Source organism: Bacillus sp. A01H, assembly GCF_045277205.1.
GTDB lineage: Bacteria > Bacillota > Bacilli > Bacillales > Bacillaceae_G > Bacillus_A > Bacillus_A paranthracis.
The window spans coordinates 3327096-3352262 of sequence record NZ_CP117702.1 but is presented as its reverse complement, the minus strand read 5'-3'; the positions used below and the strand labels follow the sequence as shown (position 1 = coordinate 3352262).

30 protein-coding genes and 1 pseudogene are annotated in these 25167 nt (G+C 33.8%); 21 read left to right on the top strand and 10 right to left on the bottom strand.

Features of this window, described 5'->3' with window-relative positions:
• Positions 1-962 precede the first annotated feature (962 nt).
• Together PSR14_RS17700 and PSR14_RS17695 are read left to right on the top strand one after the other, a co-directional pair.
• A complete protein-coding gene (locus PSR14_RS17700; RefSeq protein ID WP_098487399.1) occupies positions 963-1241 on the top strand; it encodes a hypothetical protein in 279 nt (92 codons plus the stop codon).
• Between the two features lie 320 nt (positions 1242-1561).
• Entirely contained in the window at positions 1562-1786 is a 225-nt protein-coding gene (locus PSR14_RS17695) for a hemolysin XhlA family protein (RefSeq protein WP_000390460.1), read from the top strand.
• Between the two features lie 43 nt (positions 1787-1829).
• Here the strand turns inward: PSR14_RS17695 and PSR14_RS17690 are convergent, their stop codons facing one another.
• Entirely contained in the window at positions 1830-2396 is a 567-nt protein-coding gene (locus PSR14_RS17690) for a DUF5823 family protein (protein WP_098487398.1), read from the bottom strand.
• A 366-nt stretch (positions 2397-2762) separates the two neighbouring features.
• Between PSR14_RS17690 and PSR14_RS17685 the strand changes: the two genes are divergently transcribed.
• Both PSR14_RS17685 and PSR14_RS17680 read left to right on the top strand, forming a co-directional pair.
• Complete coding sequence (locus tag PSR14_RS17685; protein ID WP_098487397.1) at positions 2763-3962, top strand: multidrug effflux MFS transporter; 1200 nt, start codon at positions 2763-2765, stop codon at positions 3960-3962.
• A gap of 574 nt (positions 3963-4536) precedes the next feature.
• Positions 4537-5928 (top strand): amino acid permease, encoded by a 1392-nt coding sequence (locus PSR14_RS17680; RefSeq protein WP_001284419.1) that lies wholly within the window; start codon positions 4537-4539, stop codon positions 5926-5928.
• 48 nt (positions 5929-5976) lie between these two features.
• Here PSR14_RS17680 and PSR14_RS17675 read toward each other — a convergent pair whose 3' ends face one another.
• The gene (locus PSR14_RS17675) at positions 5977-6996 is read right to left on the bottom strand and encodes a zinc-binding alcohol dehydrogenase family protein (RefSeq protein WP_000643770.1); all 1020 of its coding nucleotides are present in this window, start codon (positions 6994-6996) and stop codon (positions 5977-5979) included.
• 316 nt (positions 6997-7312) lie between these two features.
• Here PSR14_RS17675 and PSR14_RS17670 point away from each other — a divergent pair, with 316 nt between their 5' ends.
• The 4 genes and pseudogenes from PSR14_RS17670 to PSR14_RS17655 all read left to right on the top strand — a co-directional run.
• Positions 7313-7642, top strand: a complete 330-nt coding sequence (locus tag PSR14_RS17670; protein WP_001102641.1) for a PadR family transcriptional regulator — start codon at positions 7313-7315, stop codon at positions 7640-7642.
• Positions 7629-8192, top strand: coding sequence for an HAAS signaling domain-containing protein (locus PSR14_RS17665; protein WP_073541286.1), 564 nt, complete (start codon positions 7629-7631; stop codon positions 8190-8192). The genes PSR14_RS17670 and PSR14_RS17665 overlap by 14 nt, the downstream gene beginning before the upstream one ends.
• A complete protein-coding gene (locus tag PSR14_RS17660; protein WP_073541284.1) occupies positions 8182-9045 on the top strand; it encodes a DUF4097 family beta strand repeat-containing protein in 864 nt (287 codons plus the stop codon). The genes PSR14_RS17665 and PSR14_RS17660 overlap by 11 nt, the downstream gene beginning before the upstream one ends.
• A 5-nt stretch (positions 9046-9050) precedes the next feature.
• Positions 9051-9377 (top strand): annotated as a pseudogene (locus PSR14_RS17655) (MBL fold metallo-hydrolase); the annotation flags it as partial.
• Between the two features lie 40 nt (positions 9378-9417).
• On the opposite strand, the gene PSR14_RS17650 reads toward PSR14_RS17655, so the two are convergent.
• The 3 genes from PSR14_RS17650 to PSR14_RS17640 form a co-directional block, all read right to left on the bottom strand.
• Positions 9418-9912, bottom strand: coding sequence for a hypothetical protein (locus tag PSR14_RS17650; RefSeq protein WP_073541282.1), 495 nt, complete (start codon positions 9910-9912; stop codon positions 9418-9420).
• A gap of 89 nt (positions 9913-10001) precedes the next feature.
• Positions 10002-10466 (bottom strand): DMT family transporter, encoded by a 465-nt coding sequence (locus PSR14_RS17645; protein WP_073541280.1) that lies wholly within the window; start codon positions 10464-10466, stop codon positions 10002-10004.
• A 13-nt stretch (positions 10467-10479) separates the two neighbouring features.
• Positions 10480-10926, bottom strand: a complete 447-nt coding sequence (locus tag PSR14_RS17640; RefSeq protein WP_001997926.1) for a DMT family transporter — start codon at positions 10924-10926, stop codon at positions 10480-10482.
• Positions 10927-11035: 109 nt separating this feature from the next.
• On the opposite strand from PSR14_RS17640, the gene yeiL reads away from it, so the two are divergent.
• From yeiL to PSR14_RS17620, 4 genes are all read left to right on the top strand, one after another.
• Positions 11036-11728, top strand: a complete 693-nt coding sequence (gene yeiL / locus PSR14_RS17635; RefSeq protein ID WP_406644038.1) for a transcriptional regulator YeiL — start codon at positions 11036-11038, stop codon at positions 11726-11728.
• Positions 11729-11749: 21 nt separating this feature from the next.
• Positions 11750-12481 carry a metallophosphoesterase gene (locus PSR14_RS17630; RefSeq protein WP_000684267.1) on the top strand — a complete coding sequence of 244 codons (732 nt, stop codon included), beginning with the start codon at positions 11750-11752 and terminating at the stop codon, positions 12479-12481.
• A gap of 139 nt (positions 12482-12620) precedes the next feature.
• On the top strand, positions 12621-13664 hold the full coding sequence (locus PSR14_RS17625) for an NAD(P)/FAD-dependent oxidoreductase (RefSeq protein ID WP_098487396.1): 1044 nt from the start codon (positions 12621-12623) through the stop codon (positions 13662-13664).
• A 265-nt stretch (positions 13665-13929) separates the two neighbouring features.
• The gene (locus PSR14_RS17620; protein WP_000666946.1) at positions 13930-14178 is read left to right on the top strand and encodes a hypothetical protein; all 249 of its coding nucleotides are present in this window, start codon (positions 13930-13932) and stop codon (positions 14176-14178) included.
• Between the two features lie 36 nt (positions 14179-14214).
• Here PSR14_RS17620 and PSR14_RS17615 read toward each other — a convergent pair whose 3' ends face one another.
• On the bottom strand, positions 14215-15252 hold the full coding sequence (locus PSR14_RS17615) for a serine hydrolase (RefSeq protein WP_073541278.1): 1038 nt from the start codon (positions 15250-15252) through the stop codon (positions 14215-14217).
• Positions 15253-15362: 110 nt separating this feature from the next.
• The gene (locus PSR14_RS17610; RefSeq protein ID WP_061131050.1) at positions 15363-15557 is read right to left on the bottom strand and encodes a hypothetical protein; all 195 of its coding nucleotides are present in this window, start codon (positions 15555-15557) and stop codon (positions 15363-15365) included.
• A gap of 132 nt (positions 15558-15689) precedes the next feature.
• Here PSR14_RS17610 and PSR14_RS17605 point away from each other — a divergent pair, with 132 nt between their 5' ends.
• A complete protein-coding gene (locus PSR14_RS17605; RefSeq protein ID WP_000397700.1) occupies positions 15690-15971 on the top strand; it encodes a hypothetical protein in 282 nt (93 codons plus the stop codon).
• Between the two features lie 28 nt (positions 15972-15999).
• Here PSR14_RS17605 and PSR14_RS17600 read toward each other — a convergent pair whose 3' ends face one another.
• Complete coding sequence (locus PSR14_RS17600; RefSeq protein ID WP_000171761.1) at positions 16000-16290, bottom strand: DUF3784 domain-containing protein; 291 nt, start codon at positions 16288-16290, stop codon at positions 16000-16002.
• Positions 16291-16401: 111 nt separating this feature from the next.
• On the opposite strand from PSR14_RS17600, the gene PSR14_RS17595 reads away from it, so the two are divergent.
• Both PSR14_RS17595 and bla2 read left to right on the top strand, forming a co-directional pair.
• Positions 16402-16683 (top strand): MazG nucleotide pyrophosphohydrolase domain-containing protein, encoded by a 282-nt coding sequence (locus PSR14_RS17595; RefSeq protein ID WP_001028126.1) that lies wholly within the window; start codon positions 16402-16404, stop codon positions 16681-16683.
• A gap of 141 nt (positions 16684-16824) precedes the next feature.
• Positions 16825-17598, top strand: coding sequence for a BcII family subclass B1 metallo-beta-lactamase (gene bla2 / locus PSR14_RS17590; protein WP_098487394.1), 774 nt, complete (start codon positions 16825-16827; stop codon positions 17596-17598).
• Between the two features lie 435 nt (positions 17599-18033).
• Here bla2 and PSR14_RS17585 read toward each other — a convergent pair whose 3' ends face one another.
• Complete coding sequence (locus tag PSR14_RS17585) at positions 18034-19065, bottom strand: hypothetical protein (protein ID WP_073541373.1); 1032 nt, start codon at positions 19063-19065, stop codon at positions 18034-18036.
• Between the two features lie 275 nt (positions 19066-19340).
• Here PSR14_RS17585 and hcp point away from each other — a divergent pair, with 275 nt between their 5' ends.
• The 5 genes from hcp to PSR14_RS17560 all read left to right on the top strand — a co-directional run bounded on the left by hcp (position 19341) and on the right by PSR14_RS17560 (position 23456).
• Positions 19341-20627, top strand: a complete 1287-nt coding sequence (gene hcp / locus PSR14_RS17580) for a hydroxylamine reductase (protein ID WP_406644037.1) — start codon at positions 19341-19343, stop codon at positions 20625-20627.
• A gap of 423 nt (positions 20628-21050) precedes the next feature.
• Positions 21051-21371, top strand: a complete 321-nt coding sequence (locus PSR14_RS17575; RefSeq protein WP_000429483.1) for a PadR family transcriptional regulator — start codon at positions 21051-21053, stop codon at positions 21369-21371.
• Positions 21372-21447: 76 nt separating this feature from the next.
• Complete coding sequence (locus tag PSR14_RS17570; protein WP_000889650.1) at positions 21448-21789, top strand: DUF1048 domain-containing protein; 342 nt, start codon at positions 21448-21450, stop codon at positions 21787-21789.
• Positions 21790-21944: 155 nt separating this feature from the next.
• Positions 21945-22706: an ABC transporter ATP-binding protein gene (locus PSR14_RS17565; protein ID WP_000063321.1), complete on the top strand. Its 762-nt coding sequence runs from the start codon at positions 21945-21947 to the stop codon at positions 22704-22706.
• Positions 22707-23456, top strand: a complete 750-nt coding sequence (locus PSR14_RS17560) for an ABC transporter permease (RefSeq protein WP_000837823.1) — start codon at positions 22707-22709, stop codon at positions 23454-23456.
• A gap of 144 nt (positions 23457-23600) precedes the next feature.
• Here PSR14_RS17560 and PSR14_RS17555 read toward each other — a convergent pair whose 3' ends face one another.
• Positions 23601-24563 (bottom strand): YafY family protein, encoded by a 963-nt coding sequence (locus PSR14_RS17555; RefSeq protein ID WP_000755048.1) that lies wholly within the window; start codon positions 24561-24563, stop codon positions 23601-23603.
• Positions 24564-24673: 110 nt separating this feature from the next.
• Here PSR14_RS17555 and PSR14_RS17550 point away from each other — a divergent pair, with 110 nt between their 5' ends.
• Positions 24674-25153 (top strand): GyrI-like domain-containing protein, encoded by a 480-nt coding sequence (locus PSR14_RS17550; protein WP_000801047.1) that lies wholly within the window; start codon positions 24674-24676, stop codon positions 25151-25153.
• Positions 25154-25167: the final 14 nt, after the last annotated feature.

Below are 25167 nucleotides of genomic sequence, written 5' to 3'. Positions count from 1 at the left end.
AAGCACCGTCATTTGTGACGGTGCTTTTTTGTGCTATTAACAATATTAGCATCATCCCTTTCTAAAGATAGGACAGCTTTAGCTACTTTCTTACTAGAATGAGGATGTTATAAGAAAGTTTGTTGCTTTTATCATTATTTGGAATCTGTATTATTACATAAAGTTCGAGTGGAGAAGAGAGTATACTTTTTGTATGGTGTAATAAAGATATAGCCCGCCTACAGAAATAGGCAGGCTATTTTTTATAAAGAAAAGACAACTTAAGGCTAGAGCCCTTGTTAAGAAATAGGGTGAAAACAAGATTTTTTAACGAGAGATAAGGTCGTTCAACAGATAAAGATATCGTATTTGAAACACGTGATTATTCGTGGGTTAAGTTATATTTTTGATAAAAAATCTTTAAAAAGCATTACAATTCCTAGAAGAGATAAGACTTCAATCGAAAACCAAAATACACTTTTTTGAGGTTTTTTAAATTCCATTATTATGGAGAAAAATAAAAAGATAGCAATGAGAAAAAAAATTAAGAGACGAAGTATATCAAACATCAATAGCACTCCTAATAGTTAATTTGTTTCACTATATAGTTATTTCCAATATTACAGAATTTAAGAAGCGACTAATTAATATTAAAGCAAAAAGTTCTCAGAATCCATGAATTAAAAATGAAAAAATTTGAGCCACTGAAAACAGGGGGATTATATATTAATTAGTTTAGCGATTGAAAGAGTAATTTTTTAATCTTGTAAATGTCTGGTTAGTTCAACTAAACAATTAGTGGGGGATAGATACCCCTCTTAATGATTAGAATTTCACTTTTTTTGTTTTCTTTTTTATATAAAGCCTTAGAACTGGAATTTAGTAATGGTTTATAAGAAACATATATTTTGAATCGTTTAATAGAATAATATATATTTATATAGATTTAATGATTTTAGTTTGTTAAAAATGGGGAAATCGATATGAAGGTTAAATTTGCTGTAATAAAAGATAAAAACTTTGACTGTAGTTTATTAAAAACAAAATTACTGAAAACTTTTAAAGAAGTAGATTGTGAAGCAGATATTGTAAAGGTTGAGGATGGAATTTTTGAAAACAATGATATACAAACACATCTATCAGAAATAACCATTCATGTTACTGGAAAAAATATTGGGTATAGGTCTGTTTCCGCCAGTATATTTATTGTTCTAGAGAGTTTATCAATGGAACTATTTCGTATTACTATTAGTATACATTAAGCAGCTAACAAAGTAGACTCTTCATAAAATCATACTGATTATATTGAGTTAGTAAACATGAAAATGGTGATGAAAACAATAGAAATTATCTTAGGTGCTCTCATATGCTGGAGAGCACCTTGTTTGCTGTTACATAAACAAGGGATTCCTTTTCTATATTTAATTTATCCTAACGCTAATTTAAATATAGAAGAATGGAAACATAATTAGATTGTACAAATAATTTGGTGCGCACATATACGGAATGTATTCACCGGTAAGAGGGTTGTCTCATAATATATATAGATTTTTCTATTAAGATGAACAGAGGGTGTGAATACATGGAAGATGTTTATGCTAAAATTGACAGTCTCAAGGCCGACCAAAAAGAAATTATGAGAGACATTCGTGCTTTAGAAACGCGTACTACTATTAATGAGAAAGACATAGCAACAATTAATAAGCAATTAGAAAAAATAAGTACAAACACAACTTGGATTTTGCGAATTATTATTAGTACGATAATAATGTCAGTTTTAGGATTGATATTAAAAGGGATGATATAAAAGAAAGAGGGGAGCTCCCTCTTTCTTTTATATAAATGAGAAACTATACATTTTCCGTTTCTTTTTCATCTGCATACTTATCCTCTAAGGAAATTAATAGAGGGATTGATATAGTTACAAGAATGATTAAAGTAGTTATAAAAGATTTAGAAAGAGAAAAAGAACCTTCAATTAAAGGTGATAAAAACTTGAATGAAAGTATACTTGTTAGTAAGGAAATTACTAACAAGCTAAAAAGTAATATATTTTTATTCTTTATAGATGTCTCTATAAAGTCTTTAACACAGGTTATTACGATAAATATAGTTAATATGATAAGAGAAACAAAATAATGTGTTACATTCGTCATACTAATAGTAGGATCGTCTATTATGTAGGCAAGTAACTTAGATACTAATATTCCTCCAAACAATAAAATAATAAAAGCGAGTAATCCTTCCGATATATAAGTGCTGAAATTGTCTTTCTTTTTAAAGAGCTTATAGCTGAGAGTAGCCTGGATTATTTGAATGACAAATAAAGCGATAATCCATACATAATATACAATTGGTAATTCTCCTGAGAATAGAGAAATTAGGAAGTTTAATAGTGTCCTTAAAATTTCAATCATTACGAAAGTCCTCCTGTTTGTAAGCTTGGCGAAATTAGAAATATGCTAGTCTATCGTTTAATAATTAAATCTATTGATTCAAACTATTTCTAATTATTCCATAAAAAGGTTGTTGATTCAAGGTATCTCTTTAATAAATCTGCCAAGGCCGAATAATAGAAAAAGAAACGCAATATGTAATATAATTGAAAAAGTGTATTTAAAAAATCAATGTTAATATTACCCTCCTATAAGTATTAACATACGTAATTGAGGTGTTTTCTTTGTTGTTTTATGAGCGAATTTCTATCATGGCCCCTCCTGTTCCGTAGCTAAGGAAAGTCTTTTTATTTCTGAGATTTTCAAAGTTATAGGAGGGTATGAAAAATGAAAAAAGTCTCAGTACCATCACTTTTGTTAATGATTATTCTTGTCGCATTTCCGCAAATTAGTGAAACGATCTACACACCGTCTTTACCGGACATTTCAAAGGCGTTACATGTAAGTAATAATGAGGTACAGTTAACGCTTAGTGTGTATTTTGCTGGATTTGCTTTAGGTGTATTTTTTATTGGATGGCTATCAGATATAATTGGTCGTCGCCCAGCAATGTTATTTGGAATTGTCGTATATGGCGTTGGGAGTTTCTTATGCTTTATTGCAAATTCCATTGAAGTTTTATTAGTAAGTCGTTTTATTCAAGCGTTTGGAGCAAGTGCAGGATCAGTTGTGACACAAACGATTCTACGTGAAAGTGTAGAGGGGCATAAGCGCCACGTTATGTTTGCTCAAATTTCGGCAGTTATTGCTTTTACACCAGCGATAGGACCGTTAATTGGTGGCTTTCTTGATCAAATGTTTGGATTTAAAATCGTATTTTTAAGTTTAGTAGTTATGAGTGTCGGTATCTTTCTGTATACGTTTGTTTCTCTTCCAGAAACAAAAACGGACTCGGTAACGAATAAAATAAATGTGTTTGCAGTCTTAAAGAAGTTAATTACAAATCCGAAAGTAGTAACGTATGGGCTATTAATTGGGGGAGCAAATGGTGTTTTATTTAGCTATTATGCAGAAGCACCGTTTATCTTTATTGAATACTTTCAATTATCGCCTAGTATGTATGGATTTTTAGGGATTGTTGTTGCTTCTGCTTCTATTATTGGAGCGAAAGTTTCAAAACGATTGCTTGCCACGTATAAACCAGAGAAAATTATATATATCGGTTGTCTCGTAATGACAGGAGGAGCTATCCTTTTATCTGTTATTACGTTTGTTGGACCAAATCCGAATGCAATATATATGGTTGTATTTTTAGTAGCGATGTTTATATTGCTATTAGGAATCGGAGTAGCGCTACCTAACTGTTTAAGTTTAGCATTAGTAGATTTTCAAGATGTTATTGGTACAGCAGGTGCATTGTTTAGCTTAGGGTACTATGTAATTGTAACGATGACAATTTGGGGAATGAGTCAGCTGCATACGGGCTCGTTACTGGTGATGCCACTTTATTTTCTGGCTATAGTAGTTATCATGATGGTGTTTACTAAAGTATTTATTCTAGGTAAACAAACTTCAAAAACGATTTAAATATGTAATGGTAAAAGGGTCTCATTAAAAATGAGACTCTTTTATATTTTATCCCGCTGTTTTGAGGCAGTAAGATTCCTGCCTCAAAATTAGATTAAAAAAGTTAGTAGTTTATTAATATATTAAATTTCTGGTTGGTATATGAATTGGACGCGTGGGAAATTACGTTATCAACTATAACAATTGAAGTACATGAGATGTGAAACCGAGGGAAAAATGCTCTCCTCGGTTATTTATATTGTAATAATATACATACCGGAATCATATTGAATAGATGTATTTTATTGTTAATTCAGTTAAAATTTAAACGTAATCATGCATATTAATTTATTGAAAAAATAATTGAATTTTTCAGATTAATGAATTAATATAAGGTAAGTAATTTTAAGATTTATAGAATGTTGGAAGATGAAAGGTTTTGAAAATTTTATAAGAAGCAGAAAAACGATTTTAGGATAGCTTTAAAGCTAGTGTAAAATGACGTTTGCTTCATCATTTTCAGGGCCGAAAGGAATTAGGGGAAAGCATCTTGTTTTAAAATGCGGCTATGAATCATCTAAGAGGGGGAAGTGAAGTGGCAAACAAAGAATTGAAAAGAGGTTTAGAAGCACGTCATATTCAAATGATTGCTTTAGGCGGAACAATTGGTGTTGGTTTGTTTATGGGTTCAGCCAGCACGATTAAATGGACAGGTCCGTCAGTTATGCTTGCGTATGCAATTGCAGGTATTTTTATCTTCTTCATCATGCGTGCCATGGGAGAAATGTTGTATATGGAGCCAAGTACAGGATCATTTGCAACGTTCGGTCATAAGTATATTCACCCGTTAGCTGGTTACATGACAGCGTGGAGTAACTGGTTCCAGTGGGTTATCGTTGGGATGTCAGAGATTATCGCGGTGGGGGCGTATATGCAATATTGGTTCCCGGATTTACCAGCTTGGATACCAGGTGTAATCGCAATGGTTATTCTTGGCGCAGCTAACTTAATTTCTGTTAAGTCATTTGGTGAATTTGAATTTTGGTTTGCGATGATTAAAATCGTTACAATTCTATTAATGATTATTGCGGGATTTGGACTTATTTTCTTTGGAATTGGTAACGGTGGAGAAGCGATTGGCATATCGAATCTTTGGTCAAATGGTGGTTTCTTTACAGGTGGTTTTTCTGGATTCTTCTTTGCATTATCACTTGTAGTAGGAGCGTATCAAGGTGTAGAATTAATCGGTATTACTGCTGGTGAAGCGAAGGATCCGAAGAAGACACTTACAAGAGCGATTCAAAGTACAATTTGGCGTATTTTAATTTTCTACATCGGTGCGATTTTCGTTATTGTAACTGTGTATCCGTGGGATCAATTAAGTACAATTGGAAGTCCGTTCGTAGCAACTTTTGCGAAAGTTGGTATTACGGCAGCTGCGGGACTTATTAACTTCGTTGTTATCACAGCAGCAATGTCTGGTTGTAATAGTGGTATTTATAGTGCTGGTCGTATGCTATATACGTTAGGTGTAAATGGACAAGCACCGAAATATTTCACGAAACTTTCTGGAAATGGTGTACCTTTATTCGGTACAGTTGGCGTAATTATCGGTTTAGCGGTCGGTGTAGTTCTAAGTTATATTGCACCAAAAAACTTATTCGTATATGTATATAGTGCGAGTGTACTTCCTGGTATGGTACCATGGTTTGTCATTTTAATTAGCCAAATTAATTTTAGAAAAGAAAAGGGAGCAGAGATGAAAGATCATCCGTTCAAAATGCCGTTTGCTCCTGTTACAAACTATTTAACAATTGCCTTTTTAATTATGGTATTAATCGGAATGTGGTTTAACGATGATACGCGCATTTCACTAGTTGTAGGTATTATTTTCTTAGCTATCGTTACAATTAGTTTCTATGCTTTCGGAATAGGGAAGCGAACTCCGTTAGACGTTCAAAATGATCAAGAGATTTCAAGTAAATAAAGATAGTAAAAAGTCCGATTTCTTATTTGGAAATCGGACTTTTTGTTATTAAAACTTTTCTAAAACGATCTTCCCAATTGTACTTCCGCTTTCAAGCAGGGCATGTGCTTTTTTTACATTTTGAGCGTTAATTGGTGTGAATGTTTCATTTAAAGTAGTCTTTAAAATGCCTTCATCTAGTAGTTCGCTTACTTTATTTAATAGTTCGTGTTGCGTAATCATGTCTCCAGTTTCATACATCGCTTTTGTAAACATAAATTCCCAAACGAGTGTAGCACTTTTACTTTTTAAAATGCCCATCTCAAGAGGGTGTTCATTTTCTACGATAGAGCAAATTTTGCCTTGTGGTTTAATGAGGTCACATATTGCTTGCCAATGTTGATCTGTATTGTTTAGGCAGAAAATATAATCTACATCTTTTAGCCCAAACTCTAATATTTGTTCTTGTAAAGGTTGGTGATGGTTAATGATATAATCGGCACCGAATTTTTCAACCCAGTGTATCGTTTCATTGCGGGATGCAGTTGTGATAACATTTAGTCCGGCCCATTTCGCAAGTTGAATGGCAATTGAACCTACACCACCAGCACCGCCTATAATTAAAATGTTTTTAAAGGAGTTCGTATCTTTCTTATTATAATCAATACCTAAACGTTCGAATAAACCTTCCCAAGCTGTAATAGCTGTTAACGGAAGTGCTGCAGATTCAGCATCACTTAACGTTCTTGGTTTTTTACCAACAATTCTTTCATCAACTAGGTGGTATTCACTATAGGTACCTTGTCTCGTAATACTTCCAGCGTAAAACACTTCGTCGCCTTCTTTAAATAACGTACAACTTTCGCCAGTTTGTACAACAACACCACTCGCATCCCAGCCAAGTATTTTCGCTACTTCTTCTTTTTTATCTTTCGGAGAGCGAACTTTTGTATCAACTGGATTAACGGAAATAGCGTTAATTTTAACGAGTATATCTCTTCCTGTAGCAACAGGTTTTTCAACTTCCATATCAATTAAACTGTTTTCTTCTTCAATAGGTAAGTATTCATGTAAACCAATTGCTTTCATTTGTATTCCCTCCATTAAAGTAAGAGTCATTTACTCTTTTATTTTTATTATAGTAGGTGGAGTGTCATTATGTAAAAAAGTTAAGTCCCTTCTATTTTGTAAAAGGCCTGTTTCAGCATCATGTAGTACCGTGTAACTGGAGAGGATCCGCCATCGTTTTGATTTTATAGGCGTTGGATGAAAGTTATACTTATTTTTCCAGTGTACCTTGCAATGAACAATACCAAGTGTTATATTATACTTGTGGTTACTTATTATAAAACAGTACTGAATAATAAATAGTAGTGAACATCAATTAGAATAGGGTGAATGAATATTGAATGTACAATTTAAAAAAGGAGTTTTAGAACTTTGTGTTCTTGTCTTACTTGATAAGCAAGACCGTTATGGGTATGAATTAGTTCGAAGTATTTCCAATCGAATTGAAATATCAGAAGGGTCTGTTTATCCTCTACTGCGTAGATTAACTAAAGAAGAATATTTTACAACGTATTTACAGGAGTCTTCAGAAGGTCCTTCAAGGAAGTATTATACGCTGACGGATAAAGGTAGAACGTATTTGTACCAACTTTTGAGGGAATGGAATGAGTTCTCACAAGGTGTCAATCAATTAATAAAAGAAGGTGTAAGTAATGACGAAAAATGAATTTTTACAACAATTAAATGCATCTCTAAAAAGATTATCTGAAAAAGAGCGTGCAGATATTTTAAAAGATTATGAAGAACATTTTACTTTCGGATTAGAGGAAGGGAAAAGTGAAGAAGAAATTGTAGCTTCATTAGGTTCTCCAGCTCAAATCGCCAAAGAGTTATTAGCAGATTATCATATTGAGAAAGTAACAACAAGTGCAACAACAGGAAATGTTTTTCGTGCAATTTGGGCAGTAATTGGATTAGGTTTTTTCAATTTGTTAATCGTACTTGCACCTGCAATTACATTAGCGGCATTGATTTTTTCAGGTTGGGTTATAGGTATCTCATTTTTAGGTGCACCATTACTTGTTTTAGTTGATACGATTATACATCCAAATACATTCTTGTTATTTAATCTTTTCGTTTCTTTAGCACTTTGTGGACTTGGATATTTCATTGTTATTGCTATGTTATTTTTAACGAAGTTAGCAACGAAAGGATTTGTTCGTTATTTAAAGTTCAATATAGCACTAGTAAAAGGTGGTTTGAAGCATGATAAATAAGAAGCGTTTCTCAATCATTGCAGGTATTATTTTCATTATTGGTATTATTGGAAGTTTATTCACTTATCGTTCAATTGCTGGGGTACCAATTTCAGAAGAAAAGGTCATTAATAATAATGTGTCAAGCGTCATTATCGATACGAATAATGTTCGTGTTAACATCAACCCTACAACAGGTAGTAACGTGAAAGTAAAATTAGATGGTGAGGTTAATCCAAACGTAAAAAGAACATTAGCTACGGATGAGAAAGATTCAACGCTTCTTATTTCTTATAAAGAAAAACAACAGAGTTGGTTCAACTTTAATATTTCTGAAGTGTTGGCGCCATTAACATTAAATGTGTATCTACCTGAAAAACAATATGAATTATTAAAAGTTTCCAATAATAATGGCTATGTTTCTGCTAAAAAACTAAACGCAACAAATTTTAATATCAATACAAGCAATGGACGTGTTGAATTAAGAGAAATCAATTCGCCAAAAATTATCGCGGAAACAAACAATGGAATTATGGATTTCAAAGATGTATTGGCACAAAATATTCATGTGAAATCGAACAACGGACGAATAATGCTAGACCATGTTGAAGGTGAAATAGAGGGGCAAACTAAAAATGGAAGTCTTACTCTGAAAACGAATGAACTGGATCGAAATCTCAATTTTACGACTCACAATGGAAAAATTAATATTGAAACTGAAAAAGAACCAACTAATGTTCAATTTAATGTTGCTGTTGATAATGGTAGAGCGAATATCCTTGATAAATATAATGGAAATACCGTTATTGGAAAAGGAGAAAATGTAATTAAATTAAATACACATAACGGAAATATTACAGTGGAAAAACAATAGCATATCTGCCAAATTTAAACTGCAAAATTATTGAAGGTGATTATGAAGTGGTACCTGGTGTTCGGTTATTGTATACACCAGGACATTCTCCAGGACATCAGTCATTATTAATTGAGACGGAAAAAAACGGTCCTGTACTATTAACGATTGATGCATCTTATACGAAAGAGAATTTTGAAGATGAAGTGCCGTTTGCGGGATTTGATTCGGAATTAGCTTTATCTTCAATTAAACGTTTAAAAGAAGTTGTGACAAAAGAGAAACCAATTATTTTCTTTGGACATGATATAGAACAGGAAAAGGGTTGTAAAGTGTTTCCTGAATATGTATAGTGCAAAAAGTCATGAGCTCACGTGCTCATGACTTTTTCGTTTAAATAATTTTTTTTAATAAGTTATAAACTTTTTTGGAACTATCTTCATTTAGTTGATAGTACGTTAGGTTTACATCATCAGGAGTATCTTGCTGAGCAATCATCACTTCGTTATTGTGATGATCAACTACCCAAATGAAATATTTTTTATAAGTTCCATCTCCGAAAGTAATCCACATATCACAATCTATTAAATCTGATCCTTCTTCATCTAATATTAATTTTCCTTTTTTTGCGGTATCCATACTATTAATAAACGTTTTTAATTCATCTGTTTTTGTGAGGAAGAGATCCTTTTTTGTTTTAATGGATTCGACATGTATATCTTTTATTTCCTGTTTTCCTAAAAAGACAGGGGGCTCATTTGGATCCCTTTGAGTGGAAATAATAGTAGCTTTTTTCTTGGGCTTATTTGCTGTATAGAGATCTTGAATAGATTTTCCAGAGTTTATAAACCATATGATCCCACAAATAATCAATGTGCTACAAAGCAGTAAAATAATTTTCTTAATAGAATATTCTCCTCTCTATTACTTCGTATAAAGAGCTTTTCTATTAATATATGATAGGTAAGCGTAAAGTATTATAGTTGAACGTGGCTATTCTTAACAGTTTTAAGAGGGCGATCAACGAGTAAATTGTAAGTAAGCCCAATTAATACGAAAACACCGCCGATAATCTTTCCAGTTGAGAGTTCATTTGTCAGGAAGAAATCAATGATAGTCCCTGCAAATAACTGTCCGATAAAGATGAGTAACGTTAAATAAAATGCTGATATTTTAGGAGTGATATAGTTCGATAATGAAATAACGATAACGCCTACTAATCCGCCTAAATATACAGCGATAGGTATGGATTGTAACGTATGCATTGGAATATACATTGAATCTGAACTGAAAATTAAAAATAACATAGAGAAAAATAAGCCAGTAATATAATTAAAAAACGTGCCTTCCCAATTTCCAATTTTCGCTGCTAAATTTGCGTTAATAATTCTAGCAACGACGATAGAAACACCAGCTAAAATAGCGATCGTAACATATAACATTTTCTTGCCCCCATTAATAAATTGTCATGATTATAATTCCAGAAGAGATGAAACATAATCCAATTAGTTTTTTCTTTTCAAACTTTGCAACTTTCATTCCTAATAAACCGAAATGATCAATAACGATGGAAGCAATGGATTGACCGAGTAAACTTAATGCGATCGTAATAGAGGCACCAAGGACGGAGAAGCTTATATTGTTAAAAAGAACAGTGAATACTCCAATCGCTCCAGCGCTATATAAAAAAAATGGAATGCTTTTATCAAAATGGATTTTATGTTTGTTTATGATTAAAACGAAAATAACTGCAATTAAACCGACAAGGTGAATGACGATACTTGCTGTATACTTGCCAATTAACTCAGATAAAATCCCATTCAATGGAAGCATAACGGCGATGAGCACACCAATAAAGACAGAAAGAAAGTTATACAATGTAATATCCCCTTTGTATTTCATATTTGTAATGACTGTATCATGCTAAAATTGTGTATTACTATGACATATGTCATAGTGGAAGGAGAAAATTTTGATTACAATGGGGAGTAGTTGTAAAGGCGGGGGAACTATGAAGAAAATATGTAATTCTATTAAATTAGCAGAGTATATGAAACAAAATAATATTGACTCATTTTTTAGTAATGATATGAAACCATATATGGAACTTATATTTTTTAAGAAGAATGAGTTTATTTGTAGAGAAAATGAAGAGATAGATTATTTATTTTTCTTCGTTGAAGGAAAAGCGAAAGCGTTTAATACATTAAGTAACGGGAAATCTGTATTATTATGCTTTTATGATAGCTTGCAGCTGTTAGGAGATGTAGAGTTAATTCATTCTCAAAAGACAACTTCAAACGTACAAGTGATGGCAGATTCATATTGTGTTGGTTTGCCTTTAGGGAAAGTGAGAAATCAACTATTTCATGATGCGAAATTTTTACGATGTATTTGCGGATCGTTAGCGCATAAGTTAAATCGGCTTTCAAAAAATAGTACCATTAATTTACTATATCCTCTTGAAAATAGACTTGCGAGTTACATGTTAGCAGCAGGAGACCGGGCAGTACAGCACGGAAATAGAATTGTATTTAGTGGGAATTTAACGGAAACAGCGGAATTGTTAGGAACGAGTTATCGGCATCTATTACGTACATTAAATATTTTTTGTGATAAAGAGATTATAAAGAAAAACAATGGATGCTTTGAAGTAGTGAATGTGGATGTTTTGAGAGAATTGGCGGCAGATGTTTATAAATAATATAGTAAAGTGGGGATTTAGATGAAAATAGCAATCATTTCAGATGTTCATGGAAATAGTCACGCTTTACAAGCAGTATTAAAAGATTTGGAACGTCGCAAGGTCGAAATGATAATAAATTTAGGAGATAGTGTGTATGGGCCGTTAGATCCTTTAGGGACCATTGAAATATTAATGAAGAACGAGATGGTACATATTAAGGGAAACTGTGATCGCATGCTTTGGGAACCTATACAAGAGCAGTCGGCTACACTAACTTTTGTCCAAAATCAATTAACAAAAAATCATATAGATTGGTTACAACAACATCCGTCACAATTTATTATAGAAGATATGTTATGTTGTCATGGTACGCCAATTTCAGATGAAGTGTATTTGTTAGAAGAGATGAATGAAAATGGTGCGATATTAAAGAATGAAAAAAATATAATGGATCAACTCCAAAATATTGAGCAAAAAATAATAGTATGCGGTCATACGCACATTCCTAGAGTTGTATATTTAGCAAACGAAAAAATCGTTATAAATCCGGGGAGTGTAGGACTTCCAGCATACAAAGATGAGTTACCTGTTATGCATAAAATGGAATCAGGAACTCCGCATGCAAAATATGTAGTGATAGAAGAGGTTTTGGGAGAATGGATAATTGAACAAATTTCAGTTCCTTATAATTGGGAAGAAGCTGCTGGATTAGCTGTTCAACAGGAAAGATATGACTGGGCACAAGCGCTAAAGACTGGGAAGGTAGAATGAAGGGGCAGTTTACTTGATGGTAAACTGCTCTTTTTATTTTGAGTACATATTGAATTATATAAAAATAAAATGTTATGATTATGGAAACGTATGAATATATGAACAATTATTCATATATTTAAGAAGAGGAGGGATTAGAATGAAAGATCTAATTATTATTGGAGCGGGTCAAGCTGGATTAACAATGGGATATTACTTGAAACAAGAAGGGTATAATTTTTTATTACTTGAGGCGGGAAACCGAGTTGGTGATTCATGGAGAAATCGATATGATTCTTTACAGCTTTTTACTCCGCGGCCTTACAGTAGTTTACCAGGTATGGCGTTAATAGATGAAAAAAATGAATTTCCATATAAAGATGAAATTGCAACGTATTTAGAAGAATATGCAAGACATTTTCAATTACCGATCCAATTGCAAACTAAAGTTTTTAAAATAAAGAAAGAAAGAGATATATTCGAATTACATACCCCTACAGAAATTTTACAAACGAAAAAAGTTATTATCGCAACAGGTGGTTTTCAGCAACCGTTTATTCCCTCAGTTTCAGCAAATCTATCATCACATGTTTTTCAAATACATTCATCACAATATAAATCACCATCACAAATTCCTAAGGAGAAAGTACTCGTAGTAGGTGGCGGGAATTCAGGAATGCAAATTGCAGTAGAACTGGCAAAAACTCATGAAGTTACACTGTCTATTAGTCATCCTTTAACGTATTTACCGTTACATCTTTTTAGAAAAAGTATTTTCAATTGGTTAGAAAAATTGGGTTTATTGTACGCCGAAGTAAATACAAAGAGGGGGGAATGGTTTCAAAAGAGAAAGGATCCCATTTTTGGATTTGAAGGTAAGGAACTCATTCGTAATGGATCAATACAACTACAAGAAAAAGTAGTAAGTGCATCAGAAAATAACATTATGTTTCAGAATGGTGAAACATATAGTGCAGAAAGCATTATATGGTCAACAGGCTTTATTCAGAACTATAACTGGATTGAAATAGAAAAGGCAGTGGATGAGAATGGATTGCTTAATCATGTAAAAGGAATAAGTCCAGTAAGAGGATTATATTATATCGGCTTGCCATGGCAGTCTCAAAGAGGTTCTGCACTTATTTGTGGTGTAGGAAAGGATGCGGCGTATTTACTTTCTGAAATCAAAAAAATAGATCAGTAGCAGCGACTACTGATCATCCATATGTACATGAATTAGGAGAGGTCAAACATTTATTGACTTTATTATAATTGATTTTCATAAGGATAAAAACTGAAAATTCTAATTTCGTGTTGAGAAAGTTTTTTGTATCGAAATATATAAAAGAATAGGGAGTTTTTAGTAAAAAGAAATATGATATTTATATTTTAATAAATTATGATATAGTTTATAAAGAGTAGATTACATAAAATGTTATTTTATTACATATAAAGTAAGGGGGATGGCTGTGAAGTTTGATGATCAACGCCTACTAGGAGTACGATTAGGTTCTGTACTTGTAACAGAAGAAAATCAATATTTAGTAATAAAGAAAAAAGATCATTATGCACTTTTAAATATACATAATTTAGAATGCACACATGTTGAAGTGCAGCTAGAACATATTGAAGAAATGTTGCAGGAAGATTTCCAAGAAAGTATAACGGAGATTATCGCACCAGAACATATAAAAATTGTTGCGAAAAATGTTATATAAGAAAGAAGCTGAAAGGAACGGCTTCTTTCTTTTTCATTATAAGGATAACGTTTTTAAAATCTCACCAATAATCCCTTCCATTTGATGAACACCTAAGTCAGTGTTCGTCATAATAACAGCACCATTACCCCGGTATGGATAACAAACCATCATACATTGAAATCCCACGCCCCATCCGAGTGAATATATTTGTAAGTCTTCATTTGAATCATCCAGAAAAACACCTAGTCCCGTCCATTTTGAGCAACCTTGAGGAGAAATCATATCTTGTACTGTTTTTTGAGAAAGTTTTAGTTTACCCTTTCCTTGTAAGGAATGAATGATTTCAATAACTAAAGCTGATAAGTCAGTTGGTGTTGTCCAAATACCTGAAGAAGCTGCGAATGGATAAAATGGATACTTCTCATTTGTAACGGTGCCATCTTTATTATGTCCGCAAGCAAAAGCATCGGTTTTATCTATGTCTTCAGGAGAGAAGATTGTACTATTTTCCATTTGCAGTGGTTGAAATATATATTCTTCTAGTAAAAGGTTGAATGGCTTTCCAGTTATATCTTCAAGTAGTATTTCGATTATACAAAAGTTTGCATCCGAGTAGTGAAATTCGCTTTCTGGTTTATAAGTTACTTCTATAGGTACGGAGCAATATGGTGTTTTACCGGCAAGGAGTTTAGACATGCTTGGTTGCCCATGTGCAAGTGTATAATGTTCAAAACTATTAGGTGGGTCAATGATTCCAGATTGGTGACTTAACAAGTTTCGCAATGTGACTTTTTTCTGTGAAGTAAATAGATTAGTAGGGATGTTCCAAGATGTGAGTCTATCATTTACGTCTTCATCTAAATGTATGATTTTCTGATCGGATAATGTTAGTACGAGAATTGTGGTGATAAATTTGCTAATAGAACAAGAATTGAATATGGAATCTGTAGTAACAGTTCTAGTTGTTCCAGATTCAAGTGTTCCGAAAGCAGCTGTTTCATTTAGCTTGCCGTCGTGTATAACAGCAAGACTTAAACCTACAATGGAATATTGGTTCATTTTCTCGTATATATTGTTACTTTTTAATTTCATAGTGACTCCTTTCGTCGAAAAAGACAGAATGTTAGTTCTATTATACAGTAGTAAATAGAGAGAATGAGAGAAAAAGAAACACTTCATCGATCAAAGATGAAGTGTTTTAGTTAATTCGAAGTGAATGTTTTAAAAAATTTATCGCGGTACATGTACATAAGCCATGAGGCTGTAATTAATGAAATAATGATTTGTTTGTTTTGAATTGGTGCCTTGAAAACAAGCCAGCCAACGATATCAAATAATACATGTAGTGTAATTGAAAGAACTACAAATTGTAGTAACGTCTTAAAAAATCTTTTCATAAAGTGTCCCCCTGAAATAAAAGGTTTATCAACAGTGTTGTATATTACTATTATACATTAAATGTGTTTCGTGGTAAAATTTACATAAGTTAGTGAAATAAAACAAATGAAAGCTAGTGAGGAGGAATAGTCATGGAATTTTGGATGATCATACCGATAGCGATCTTTGGGTTTATTTATATCGTCGAAAAGTTAAATAAAATTGAAAAGAAAACGGATGCGCGTTTAAAGCGAATGGAAGATAGGTTACAGCTAATTACGAAAGAAATGGGAATTGTAGATAGAGAACCGGAAATTAATAAAGAGTTGCGGCAGCTTATGGAAGAAGGAAAAACAGTTACAGCAGTTAAGAGAGTAAGAGAAGCTTTTGGTTTTTCTTTACTAGAAGCGAAGCAATATGTTGATAAATTATAAAAAGATCATCCATTTGGGTGATCTTTTTTCACTGCACCATGCGTGTATTTACATAAGCAGCGATTATAAAGTGTCCAATTATAATGATAGGAAATAAGATTTTTACATTAGGAGTAAGGAAGACGCTACCAATTGTGGCAATAACACCAGCAGTTAAATTATAAAGACCAACTATTTTTGATAACTTATCTTTTTCTGGTACACGGCGTTCATTGAATCCTGATAAGAGCCAAGTGTATTGTTTTACTCCGATGAAATAAGCTAGTGCAAATGAAATGATTGCTAGTATGAATAATGATGGGGAAGCGAAGAGAGTCATTGAGAACACCTCCGTTAAAGGGCTATAAATCAATTATAGTATGAATGTTATAATTTAACAAAATATAAGTGTAATAGAAAATGGAGTATGTATCATGAAGGGGGATTAAGTATGAATATTGTGGAATTCCAGAGATATGTATCAAATTTCAGTGAAGAAAAAGGATTTCAAGATACAACAATTGAAGAGCGTACAATGTATACAATGGCGGAATTAGGGGAATTAGCGGAAGTTATATTAAAGCGCGATAAAATACAAGATGCAAAAAGAGAAATCGGTTTAGAAATGTTTGATGTCATTTGGAATATATGTGATTTAGCAAACAAGTTAGAAATTGATTTGGAGAAGGCATTTGAAGAAAAAATGATGATTAATAAAAAACGTGAATGGTAAAAGGGAAGTTAAAAAGCGTACAAAATTTTGTGCGCTTTAATTAATGGTATGAAAAATAGTAAGAAAAGATGGAACAAACACTGAAGATGAATTGTCTATTATAGGTAATAACTATTTCGTTTGAAAGAAAGGGTGGAGAAAATGAAAAAGAATATATTATTAAAATTAGGAGTATGTGTTAGTTTACTAGGAACAACTCAATTTGTTAGCACAATTTCTTCTGTACAAGCAGAACGAACGGTAGAGCAAAAAGTAATGAAAAATGAGGCAGGAACTATTTCGATTTCTCAGTTAAACAAAAATGTATGGGTTCATACGGAGTTAGGTTATTTTAACGGAGAAGCAGTTCCTTCGAACGGTTTAATTCTTACTACTTCAAGGGGGTTAGTACTTGTTGATTCTTCTTGGGATGATAAGTTAACGAAGGAATTAATAGAGATGGTAGAAAAGAAATTTAAGAAGCGCGTAACGGATGTCATTATTACACATGCACACGCTGATCGAATTGGTGGAATAAAAACGTTGAAAGAAAGAGGCATTAAAGCGCATAGTACAGCACTAACTGCAGCACTAGCAAAGAAAAATGGATATGAAGAACCACTTGGAGACTTACAAACCGTTACAAATTTGAAGTTTGGAAATATGAAAGTAGAAACATTTTATCCAGGGAAAGGACATACAGGAGATAATATCGTCGTGTGGTTACCGCAATATAACATTTTAGCTGGAGGTTGTTTAGTAAAATCTGCAGATGCCAAAGATTTAGGAAACGTTGCTGATGCTTATGTAAATGAATGGTCCACATCGATTGAAAATGTGCTGAAGCGATATGGAAATATAAATTTAGTAGTGCCTGGTCATGGAGAAGTAGGGGATAGAGGATTACTTTTACATACATTGGATTTGTTGAAATAAAAAAAGCGAGGAGAAACAATTTTCTCCTCGCTTTCTTCTAACTATATTTAAATGCGAAGTCCGCATACGTTACTGAGATTTTAATTCCAAGTATACAAATACCAGTACCGTCATAATTGCGATAACAACGTAAGTAGCATCAAGCATAATAAGTGTTTTTAAAGTTTCAGTCATCCTCATTCACCCCTGGTATGAAAATATAACATAATCTCTTATCAATTAAATCAGAGATTATAAAGATAACAATGTACATGAAATTTATTAAGTAGATTCTATATAAATATATCATATAAATAATGTAAACAATGTTAAGATAATGTAAATGTATTGTAAAGAAAGGGGCGGTTCATCATGTCTGTAAATCTATTCATTTATAAATGCTATGTATCTCTCGTGTGCCGGATAGAACACAGTTATAACATGTAAAAAATAAATTCATTTTGACAAATCAATCACGATGGTAGCTGTTACTACATTTTCCTCTAATACTTCTACCTGTACTTGTTCATCGTTTCTCCAATTGATATTAAAGTTATCTGTCGTATACATTTCCTTAAGAGTGACCTCTTTATATTTTTCTAAAATGCTACCTCTTTTCCCATAATAGATTCTTACAGTTGAACTGGGACTTGGTCCTTTTGATTTTATTGTTTCTCTAAGCTCAATAATATTTATTAAATTTGGAGATTCACTTTTTTGAAAGGTAAAGGAACTGACCACTTTTTGTACCTTCTTAAAAATAGGACCATTCGATTTATTTGATATGTTAAATTCCACAACTTCAGGTACGGATTCTTTGCCTCGCAGTGTTATCGTTGCTTCATAATCATTTTTCCAATCTACGAAAACGTTTGAGGAATCGAGACGTTCTCCCTCATTTGCAATACTTATGTCAAAATGTTCCCATAAGCCGTATTTAATTCTGACGGGAGAGGAACCATGAGAAGAGTCTGAATCTATTTTCACTACTTTAATCGTATTTTTATTATTTGGAGAATGACTTTTTTCTAGTGTAATGTCCTGTAAATACAAAATGTAAGACAAACAGCCTACTACTAAAATAATTGGAATTACAATACGTAAGGCAGTAATTGGACGACCTCGTGTCCTTTTTTTCTGAGTGCTTTTACTATTTTGTTCAAGTTCTTTTTCAATACTCGTTTGAACTGTTACTTTTGGCGGGCAAATAAACCACCAAACGAAAGCTATAAGTAGTAAGAAAAGAGGTATTCCTTGAATAAAGAAAAATCCTTTCCAAAAATCAAGTGCAGTACTATATGGAGAATCTGTTGCCATCCCCCCTATAAAAAGTGCCACTGGACTTGCAAGTATATTTATCCCTAAACCGATCAATACGAATGAAAGATTTTTATTCCTAATTTTTCGTGCCCCAGCCATAATAAACAGAAATACTGCAATACCAAGTATAAGAAACAGTATTCCGTAATAAAACATCATATATACCATCATATTGTCCCTCCATAACTTTAATTGTACCATCAGTAAGGAAAATTTTGTGAAATGTTAGGTGGATAGGATATTTGTATTCCTTAAAAGTGTACCGATATATGATGCAAATAAATCATGTGCAAGTATGAATGCCAGGATATAGTAAAAATATTATGTCGACAATATGAACTGTCACAAATCTTTATATATTATTGTGATTGATATCACATCACTTTTTTTCAATGGATATTATGCTTAGGGTGTAATGAATGATTGGGAGAGGGTGGGATGATATGTTTTGTTATCAATGTGAGCAAACCCCAACAGGCGGATGTAAAGTAATGGGTGTTTGTGGCAAGAATGAAACGATTGCGAGTTTACAAGATACGATTGTTTTTGGGTTAAAAGGAATTGCAGCTTATCGCACACATGCTGCTCAGCTAGGGTATACGGATGCTTTTGTAGATGCTACGACGCAAGAAGCATTGTATATGACATTAACCAATTCTAACTTTAATGAACAAGAACATGCTGATATGGCTATGAAAGTTGGGAAATCAGCTTTACGGGTAATGGAGTTGCTAGATGAGGCACATACGAATCATTTTGGTGTTCCAGAGCCTGTTCAAATTACACAAAACCGTGTAGAAGGTAAAGCTATTGTAGTTACAGGCCATAATTTATTTGCGTTAGAAGAATTATTAAAACAAACAGAAGGAAAAGAAATTAATATTTATACGCATTCGGAAATGTTACCAGCACACGGGTATCCGCAGCTGAAAAAATATAAACATTTAAAAGGAAACATCGGTAAGGCATGGTATGATCAAAGACGCCTTTTTGAAAAATTTACAGGTGCCATATTAGCGACAACGAACTGTGTTATGCCAATTAAAGGATCATACTCTGATCGATTTTATTCATATGATATTGCCGGCCTAGAGGGCGTACAAAAAATTGAAAATGATAATTTTGCACCATTGATTCAAAAAGCGCTAGAACTTCCAGAAGTACATATGGAGTCGGATGAACAGTTAGTAACAGGGTTTCATCATAATACAGTCTTATCATTAGCTCCAGAAATTATTGAGGCAGTAAAAGAAGGAAAGATTAAGCGTTTCTTTGTCATCGCAGGTTGTGATGCACCAGGAAAAGGCGGGGAATATTATCGTGAATTAGCAACGTCACTTCCGCCTGAAACAGTGATTTTAACGACTTCTTGCGGAAAGTTCCGCTTCAATGATGTGGATTACGGCGTTGTACCTGGTACCGAGATTCCGCGCTACATCGACTTAGGACAATGTAATAATTCCATTTCTACAGTGAAAATAGCGGCTGCTTTAGCTGATGCTTTCCAATGCGAAGTGAATGAATTGCCAGTAAGCATTGTCTTATCTTGGTTTGAACAAAAAGCGGTTGCTATTTTGCTTGGGCTATTTAGTCTTGGAATTCAAGATATTCGCATCGGTCCAAAGGCACCTGAATTTATTTCAGCTGGCGTGCTCGATGTATTACAAGAAACATTCGGTTTGAAATTAATTACAACTGCAGCAGAAGATATGGATATGATGTTATCGTAACAAGAGGATGATTGGTCTTATTCAGAAGAAGAGCTAGCTTATAGCGCCCCAAAACAATAATATAGAATTATTGTTTTGGGGTATTTTCTTTTCTTAGCGGGGTGGGTAGTAGTTGATTTTAGAAAAATATAAAAATCGAGTTGACATTTACAACTACTCAGTCATACAATGTAGTTGTAATAGGTGATACTGAGTAGTGTTGTTTCTTAAAAAACTTTTCACTAAATAATAGGTAATAGCGGATTTTAGAAGAAATTTGAAAATCAGTTGACATGTACCGCTACTTAGTCATACAGTGTAGTTGTAATAAGTAATACTGAATAGTGTAGTTTTACTCAAAAGCTATTCAGTAAAAATTCGCCTTAGTACTCTGTAATACTGAATATAAGTCAGACAGAATAGGGGGTAAAGGAGGATCAGAACATGGAAAATTTAACTGAAATGTTGAAAGGTTCACTGGAAGGGTGTGTGCTGGAAATCATTAGTCGCCGTGAAACGTATGGTTATGAGATTACTCGCCACCTGAATGATCTTGGGTTTACAGAAGTCGTGGAAGGAACAGTCTATACCATCCTCGTACGATTAGAGAAGAAAAAGCTTGTGAATATTGAAAAGAAACCATCAGATATGGGACCGCCTCGTAAGTTTTATTCATTAAATGAAGCTGGACGTCAGGAACTTGAATTGTTTTGGAAAAAATGGGATTTTGTATCGTCAAAAATTAACGTCTTGAAGTCAAACTAGCCTCATAATATAAAATGTTTCGGCTCATATTTGGAGAGTTTCTGGTTCTGCTTTATAAAAAAAGGAGGAAAATAAGATGTTGGAAATATTCAAAAAATTAATTGGTGATAAAAAAGAGTACAGAATGATGATGGCACGTGTTGCAGCACTGCCAGAGGACTATCAGTTTGTGTTTAAGAAAATTCAAAACTACATGTGGAATTTTTCGACCGGAAACGGGATGGATATGCTGCACATTCAGTACGAATTAATCGATTTGTTTGAAGCTGGTGCAGCGGAAGGGAGACAAGTGCTAGATATTACTGGGGAAGATGTGGCATCTTTTGCTGACGAACTAGTGGCAAACGCTAAAACGTATGTTTCTAAGTATCGTGAAGATTTGAATGAAAGTATTATGAAGAAATTGAGAAAAAAATAAATGCAACAAGTAATACCGACTGATTAGCTGGTCATAAATGTGAATTAACGCCATCGCTATTCAGTTATATTTTTAAACCACTACTAAGTAATACAGATTATCAGTGGTACTAAATAGAGGGTGCAGGTAATTTAATTTTATAAGGGGGAAAAAGTATGAGTAATGCAGCGATTTCTGTAAAAGGGTTAAAAAAAGCTTTTAGAGATAAAGAAGTCTTAAAGGGAGTGGATTTTGAGGTGCAGCGTGGAGAAATTTTCGCGCTGCTAGGCTCAAATGGAGCGGGAAAGACGACAACGGTTAACATCCTTTCGACGCTACTGAAACAAGATAGCGGTGAAGGAAGTATTTGCGGATTTGATATTAAGCGCCAACCAGATCATGTTCGTCAAAGTATCAGTTTGACAGGACAATTTGCAGCTTTAGACGGCATGCTTACCGGGAGGGAAAACTTAATCATGATTGCCAAGTTACGTGGTGTTTCCAATCCTGCTCAAGTTGCTGACGATTTGCTTGATAGATTTAGCCTGACAGATGCGGCCAATCAAAGGGCAGATCAGTATTCAGGTGGGATGAAGCGCCGGCTTGATATCGCGATGAGTTTGATCGGGGCGCCAGCAGTTATTTTTCTTGACGAACCAACGACTGGGCTTGATCCTGAAGCGCGCATTGAAGTGTGGGATACAGTTAAAGAGCTTGCTGGTGGAGGAACAACTATCTTACTAACAACCCAGTATTTAGAGGAAGCAGAACAATTAGCTGACCGTATCGCTATTTTACATGGTGGAAAAATTATTACGACAGGTACTCTTACTGAACTGAAAGAGATGTTCCCGCCAGCAAAAGTGGAGTATATCGAGAAGCAGCCTACATTGGAAGAAATATTCCTTGCGATCATTGGCAAAAAGGAGGAGATGTAAATGAAAAGCAAAACAGGGGTATTACTTGGGCGCTTAATGCGCAATATTATGCGTAGTCCAGATACAATTATTACGGTAGCGATTACACCGATTATGATGATGCTATTGTTTGTATACGTATTTGGTGGGGCTATACAAACAGGAACAGATAACTACGTCAATTATTTATTGCCAGGAATTTTGCTAATGGCTATCGCATCTGGTGTCGCTTACACTTCTGTACGATTATTTACGGATGTAAAGAGTGGGCTTATGGCACGTTTCATTACGATGCCTATTAAGCGCTCATCGATATTGTGGGCTCACGTTTTAACCTCTCTTGTTGCGAATGTACTTACTATCTTAGTTGTTATTCTTGTTGCGCTCTTAATGGGTTTCCGTTCCAGTGCGAATATTCTAGATTGGCTTGGAGTAGCTGGGATACTAGGGATGTTTACGTTAGCGCTAACATGGTTGGCTATCATTCCAGGGCTGAAAGCGAAGTCTATGGAAGGGGCGACAGCATATTCGTACCCACTCGTTTTTCTTCCATTTATTAGTTCGGCCTTCGTACCTACCGAAACGATGCCGAAAATTGTTCGTGCATTTGCTGAAAACCAGCCTGTAACTTCAATCGTGAATGCGATTCGTGCTCTTTTATATGAAGGATCTGTTGGAAGCGATATTTGGATTGCGCTCGCTTGGTGCGTAGGGATCATGATCATCTCTTACTTTTTCGCTAGTAAAGCATTTAAACGTCAGTTAGGGTAAGTGAAATAAATCGTCCGAAATAATATATATCTTTGAAAAAGCACGGAAAGATTTTCCGTGCTTTTATTATTTGTTGTGCTCTCGCTGTAGTAAATAAAATGATATTAAAAAAAGGATATCTACCCAGTGACAATGGCTCACTGTTTATGGAGTGTAAAAGCACAATTGCTTTTGTAAATTCTCTAGTATTTCTTCAGGCATTTCCCTAATTGTAATATCTTTCCCTAGGAAAAGTAGCCAATTTACTATTTCCGTTACTTCATCCGAATTGTTAACATTGATAAATGTTTTTAAAATGGCTGTGGATTGGTAAGGATTTGTATAAGATATTGAAATTTTGAAAGGGTGGTATTTTTTGAACTGGGCAATTGCTTTTGGACCAAGTTCAAGTATAAGGTTAATCACTTCATCCTTCTTACTTAGTTTTTCTAAAATCTTTTTCTTATTTAGCTTTTTTTTCGTCGTGTATGGTTCGATATGGATGAGATGATCGACAGGAAACATCCTCTTCTTTTCTTCTTTTAAGTCAAACCCTTCAATGATCCATTGACTTTTTTCTTGATACAGGTGTAATAGATAAATGGAATAAGACTTGATTTCTTTCTCTTCTTTAATGGAAATCAATAAATGTCTATCCAAAAGAAGGATTTGGATGAGTTTTTCTAACATAGGGTGAGGGAGGTCAGAAAGCTCAAGTAGATCAGGGTTATATGGGTTAGTCCCTTCAAACAGCAAGAGTTGATTTAAAAGAACGATATCATCTTGCTGGGTTTCTGAGATGAGTCCTAACAGTTTTTCGGCTAAAGATTGACGACTTTTTAAATAGGGAAGTTGTTGATTTCTTGTAGCCATAAAGGCAATAAAAAGAGCTTTCACTTCGTTATCAGTAAAGCGAACAACGGGCAGGATAGAGTTATGCATAACAAAATATCCCCCAGTCCTCCCAACTTCAGCAACAAGTGGCATGCCCATAGCTTCTATTTCTCTAATGTCCCTAATAGCTGTCGATCGAGAGATGTTAAATTCTCGTATGATTTCTGAAATTGTAAAGTGGGAGCGATTGTTGATATACCGCATAATTGTATTAATCCGTTCAACTTTTTTCATTTGGTTCTCCTAAACAGTATCATTTTTTGACATGATTTAAAGTTATTATAAACTCATCAGATGAAAAGATAAATCATTTGATTCATTTTAAAAGAAGGAAAGTTTTGAATATGAAAAATTATACGATTGAAGAAAAAGATAGCTTTATTGTGTTAGGTATTGGAACTGAAATTAAGAGTGAATATACAGATTTTGTTGGAATAAAAAAAGAAAAGGAAGACTTTTGGTCGGCTGTTAAAGAAGATGGAAGGTTGGATACTTTAAAAGCTCTAGCTACAAATGATTATATTTTTTCTGTGAGCGAAGCGGTGAATAACAAGATGATGTATTATGCGGGCGTCATGACAGAAGCACAAATAGAAGAAGAATCTAGAGTGATTCAGTTTCCTAAGGGAGAATACTTAGTAGTAAAAGGGGAAGACAAAACAGCTGAAGAGCTAAGTAATAAGCTTACTGGTATCGCCTTCGGTCAAGCTTTACGAGAAGCAACAGATTTTGCTTATGTTGGTGGGCCAAATACGACGGTTGAGATGGGGAAAAGAAACGGTTTAGTGTTTGGTGAAATGTGGATTCCGGTTGTTAGGAAGTAAATAGTTAAAAGGAG

What these genes read in the sequence shown, in the direction of transcription:
- PSR14_RS17700 (WP_098487399.1), top strand. Translation starts at nt 963, where the DNA reads ATGAAGGTTAAATTTGCTGTAATAAAAGATAAAAACTTTGACTGTAGT.
- PSR14_RS17695 (WP_000390460.1), top strand. Translation starts at nt 1,562, where the DNA reads ATGGAAGATGTTTATGCTAAAATTGACAGTCTCAAGGCCGACCAAAAA.
- PSR14_RS17690 (WP_098487398.1), bottom strand. Translation starts at nt 2,396, where the DNA reads ATGATTGAAATTTTAAGGACACTATTAAACTTCCTAATTTCTCTATTC.
- PSR14_RS17685 (WP_098487397.1), top strand. Translation starts at nt 2,763, where the DNA reads ATGAAAAAAGTCTCAGTACCATCACTTTTGTTAATGATTATTCTTGTC.
- PSR14_RS17675 (WP_000643770.1), bottom strand. Translation starts at nt 6,996, where the DNA reads ATGAAAGCAATTGGTTTACATGAATACTTACCTATTGAAGAAGAAAAC.
- PSR14_RS17665 (WP_073541286.1), top strand. Translation starts at nt 7,629, where the DNA reads ATGACGAAAAATGAATTTTTACAACAATTAAATGCATCTCTAAAAAGA.
- PSR14_RS17660 (WP_073541284.1), top strand. Translation starts at nt 8,182, where the DNA reads ATGATAAATAAGAAGCGTTTCTCAATCATTGCAGGTATTATTTTCATT.
- PSR14_RS17645 (WP_073541280.1), bottom strand. Translation starts at nt 10,466, where the DNA reads ATGTTATATGTTACGATCGCTATTTTAGCTGGTGTTTCTATCGTCGTT.
- PSR14_RS17640 (WP_001997926.1), bottom strand. Translation starts at nt 10,926, where the DNA reads ATGAAATACAAAGGGGATATTACATTGTATAACTTTCTTTCTGTCTTT.
- yeiL (WP_406644038.1), top strand. Translation starts at nt 11,036, where the DNA reads ATGAAGAAAATATGTAATTCTATTAAATTAGCAGAGTATATGAAACAA.
- PSR14_RS17630 (WP_000684267.1), top strand. Translation starts at nt 11,750, where the DNA reads ATGAAAATAGCAATCATTTCAGATGTTCATGGAAATAGTCACGCTTTA.
- PSR14_RS17625 (WP_098487396.1), top strand. Translation starts at nt 12,621, where the DNA reads ATGAAAGATCTAATTATTATTGGAGCGGGTCAAGCTGGATTAACAATG.
- PSR14_RS17615 (WP_073541278.1), bottom strand. Translation starts at nt 15,252, where the DNA reads ATGAAATTAAAAAGTAACAATATATACGAGAAAATGAACCAATATTCC.
- PSR14_RS17610 (WP_061131050.1), bottom strand. Translation starts at nt 15,557, where the DNA reads ATGAAAAGATTTTTTAAGACGTTACTACAATTTGTAGTTCTTTCAATT.
- PSR14_RS17605 (WP_000397700.1), top strand. Translation starts at nt 15,690, where the DNA reads ATGGAATTTTGGATGATCATACCGATAGCGATCTTTGGGTTTATTTAT.
- PSR14_RS17600 (WP_000171761.1), bottom strand. Translation starts at nt 16,290, where the DNA reads ATGACTCTCTTCGCTTCCCCATCATTATTCATACTAGCAATCATTTCA.
- PSR14_RS17595 (WP_001028126.1), top strand. Translation starts at nt 16,402, where the DNA reads ATGAATATTGTGGAATTCCAGAGATATGTATCAAATTTCAGTGAAGAA.
- bla2 (WP_098487394.1), top strand. Translation starts at nt 16,825, where the DNA reads ATGAAAAAGAATATATTATTAAAATTAGGAGTATGTGTTAGTTTACTA.
- PSR14_RS17585 (WP_073541373.1), bottom strand. Translation starts at nt 19,065, where the DNA reads ATGGTATATATGATGTTTTATTACGGAATACTGTTTCTTATACTTGGT.
- hcp (WP_406644037.1), top strand. Translation starts at nt 19,341, where the DNA reads ATGTTTTGTTATCAATGTGAGCAAACCCCAACAGGCGGATGTAAAGTA.
- PSR14_RS17575 (WP_000429483.1), top strand. Translation starts at nt 21,051, where the DNA reads ATGGAAAATTTAACTGAAATGTTGAAAGGTTCACTGGAAGGGTGTGTG.
- PSR14_RS17570 (WP_000889650.1), top strand. Translation starts at nt 21,448, where the DNA reads ATGTTGGAAATATTCAAAAAATTAATTGGTGATAAAAAAGAGTACAGA.
- PSR14_RS17565 (WP_000063321.1), top strand. Translation starts at nt 21,945, where the DNA reads ATGAGTAATGCAGCGATTTCTGTAAAAGGGTTAAAAAAAGCTTTTAGA.
- PSR14_RS17560 (WP_000837823.1), top strand. Translation starts at nt 22,707, where the DNA reads ATGAAAAGCAAAACAGGGGTATTACTTGGGCGCTTAATGCGCAATATT.
- PSR14_RS17555 (WP_000755048.1), bottom strand. Translation starts at nt 24,563, where the DNA reads ATGAAAAAAGTTGAACGGATTAATACAATTATGCGGTATATCAACAAT.
- PSR14_RS17550 (WP_000801047.1), top strand. Translation starts at nt 24,674, where the DNA reads ATGAAAAATTATACGATTGAAGAAAAAGATAGCTTTATTGTGTTAGGT.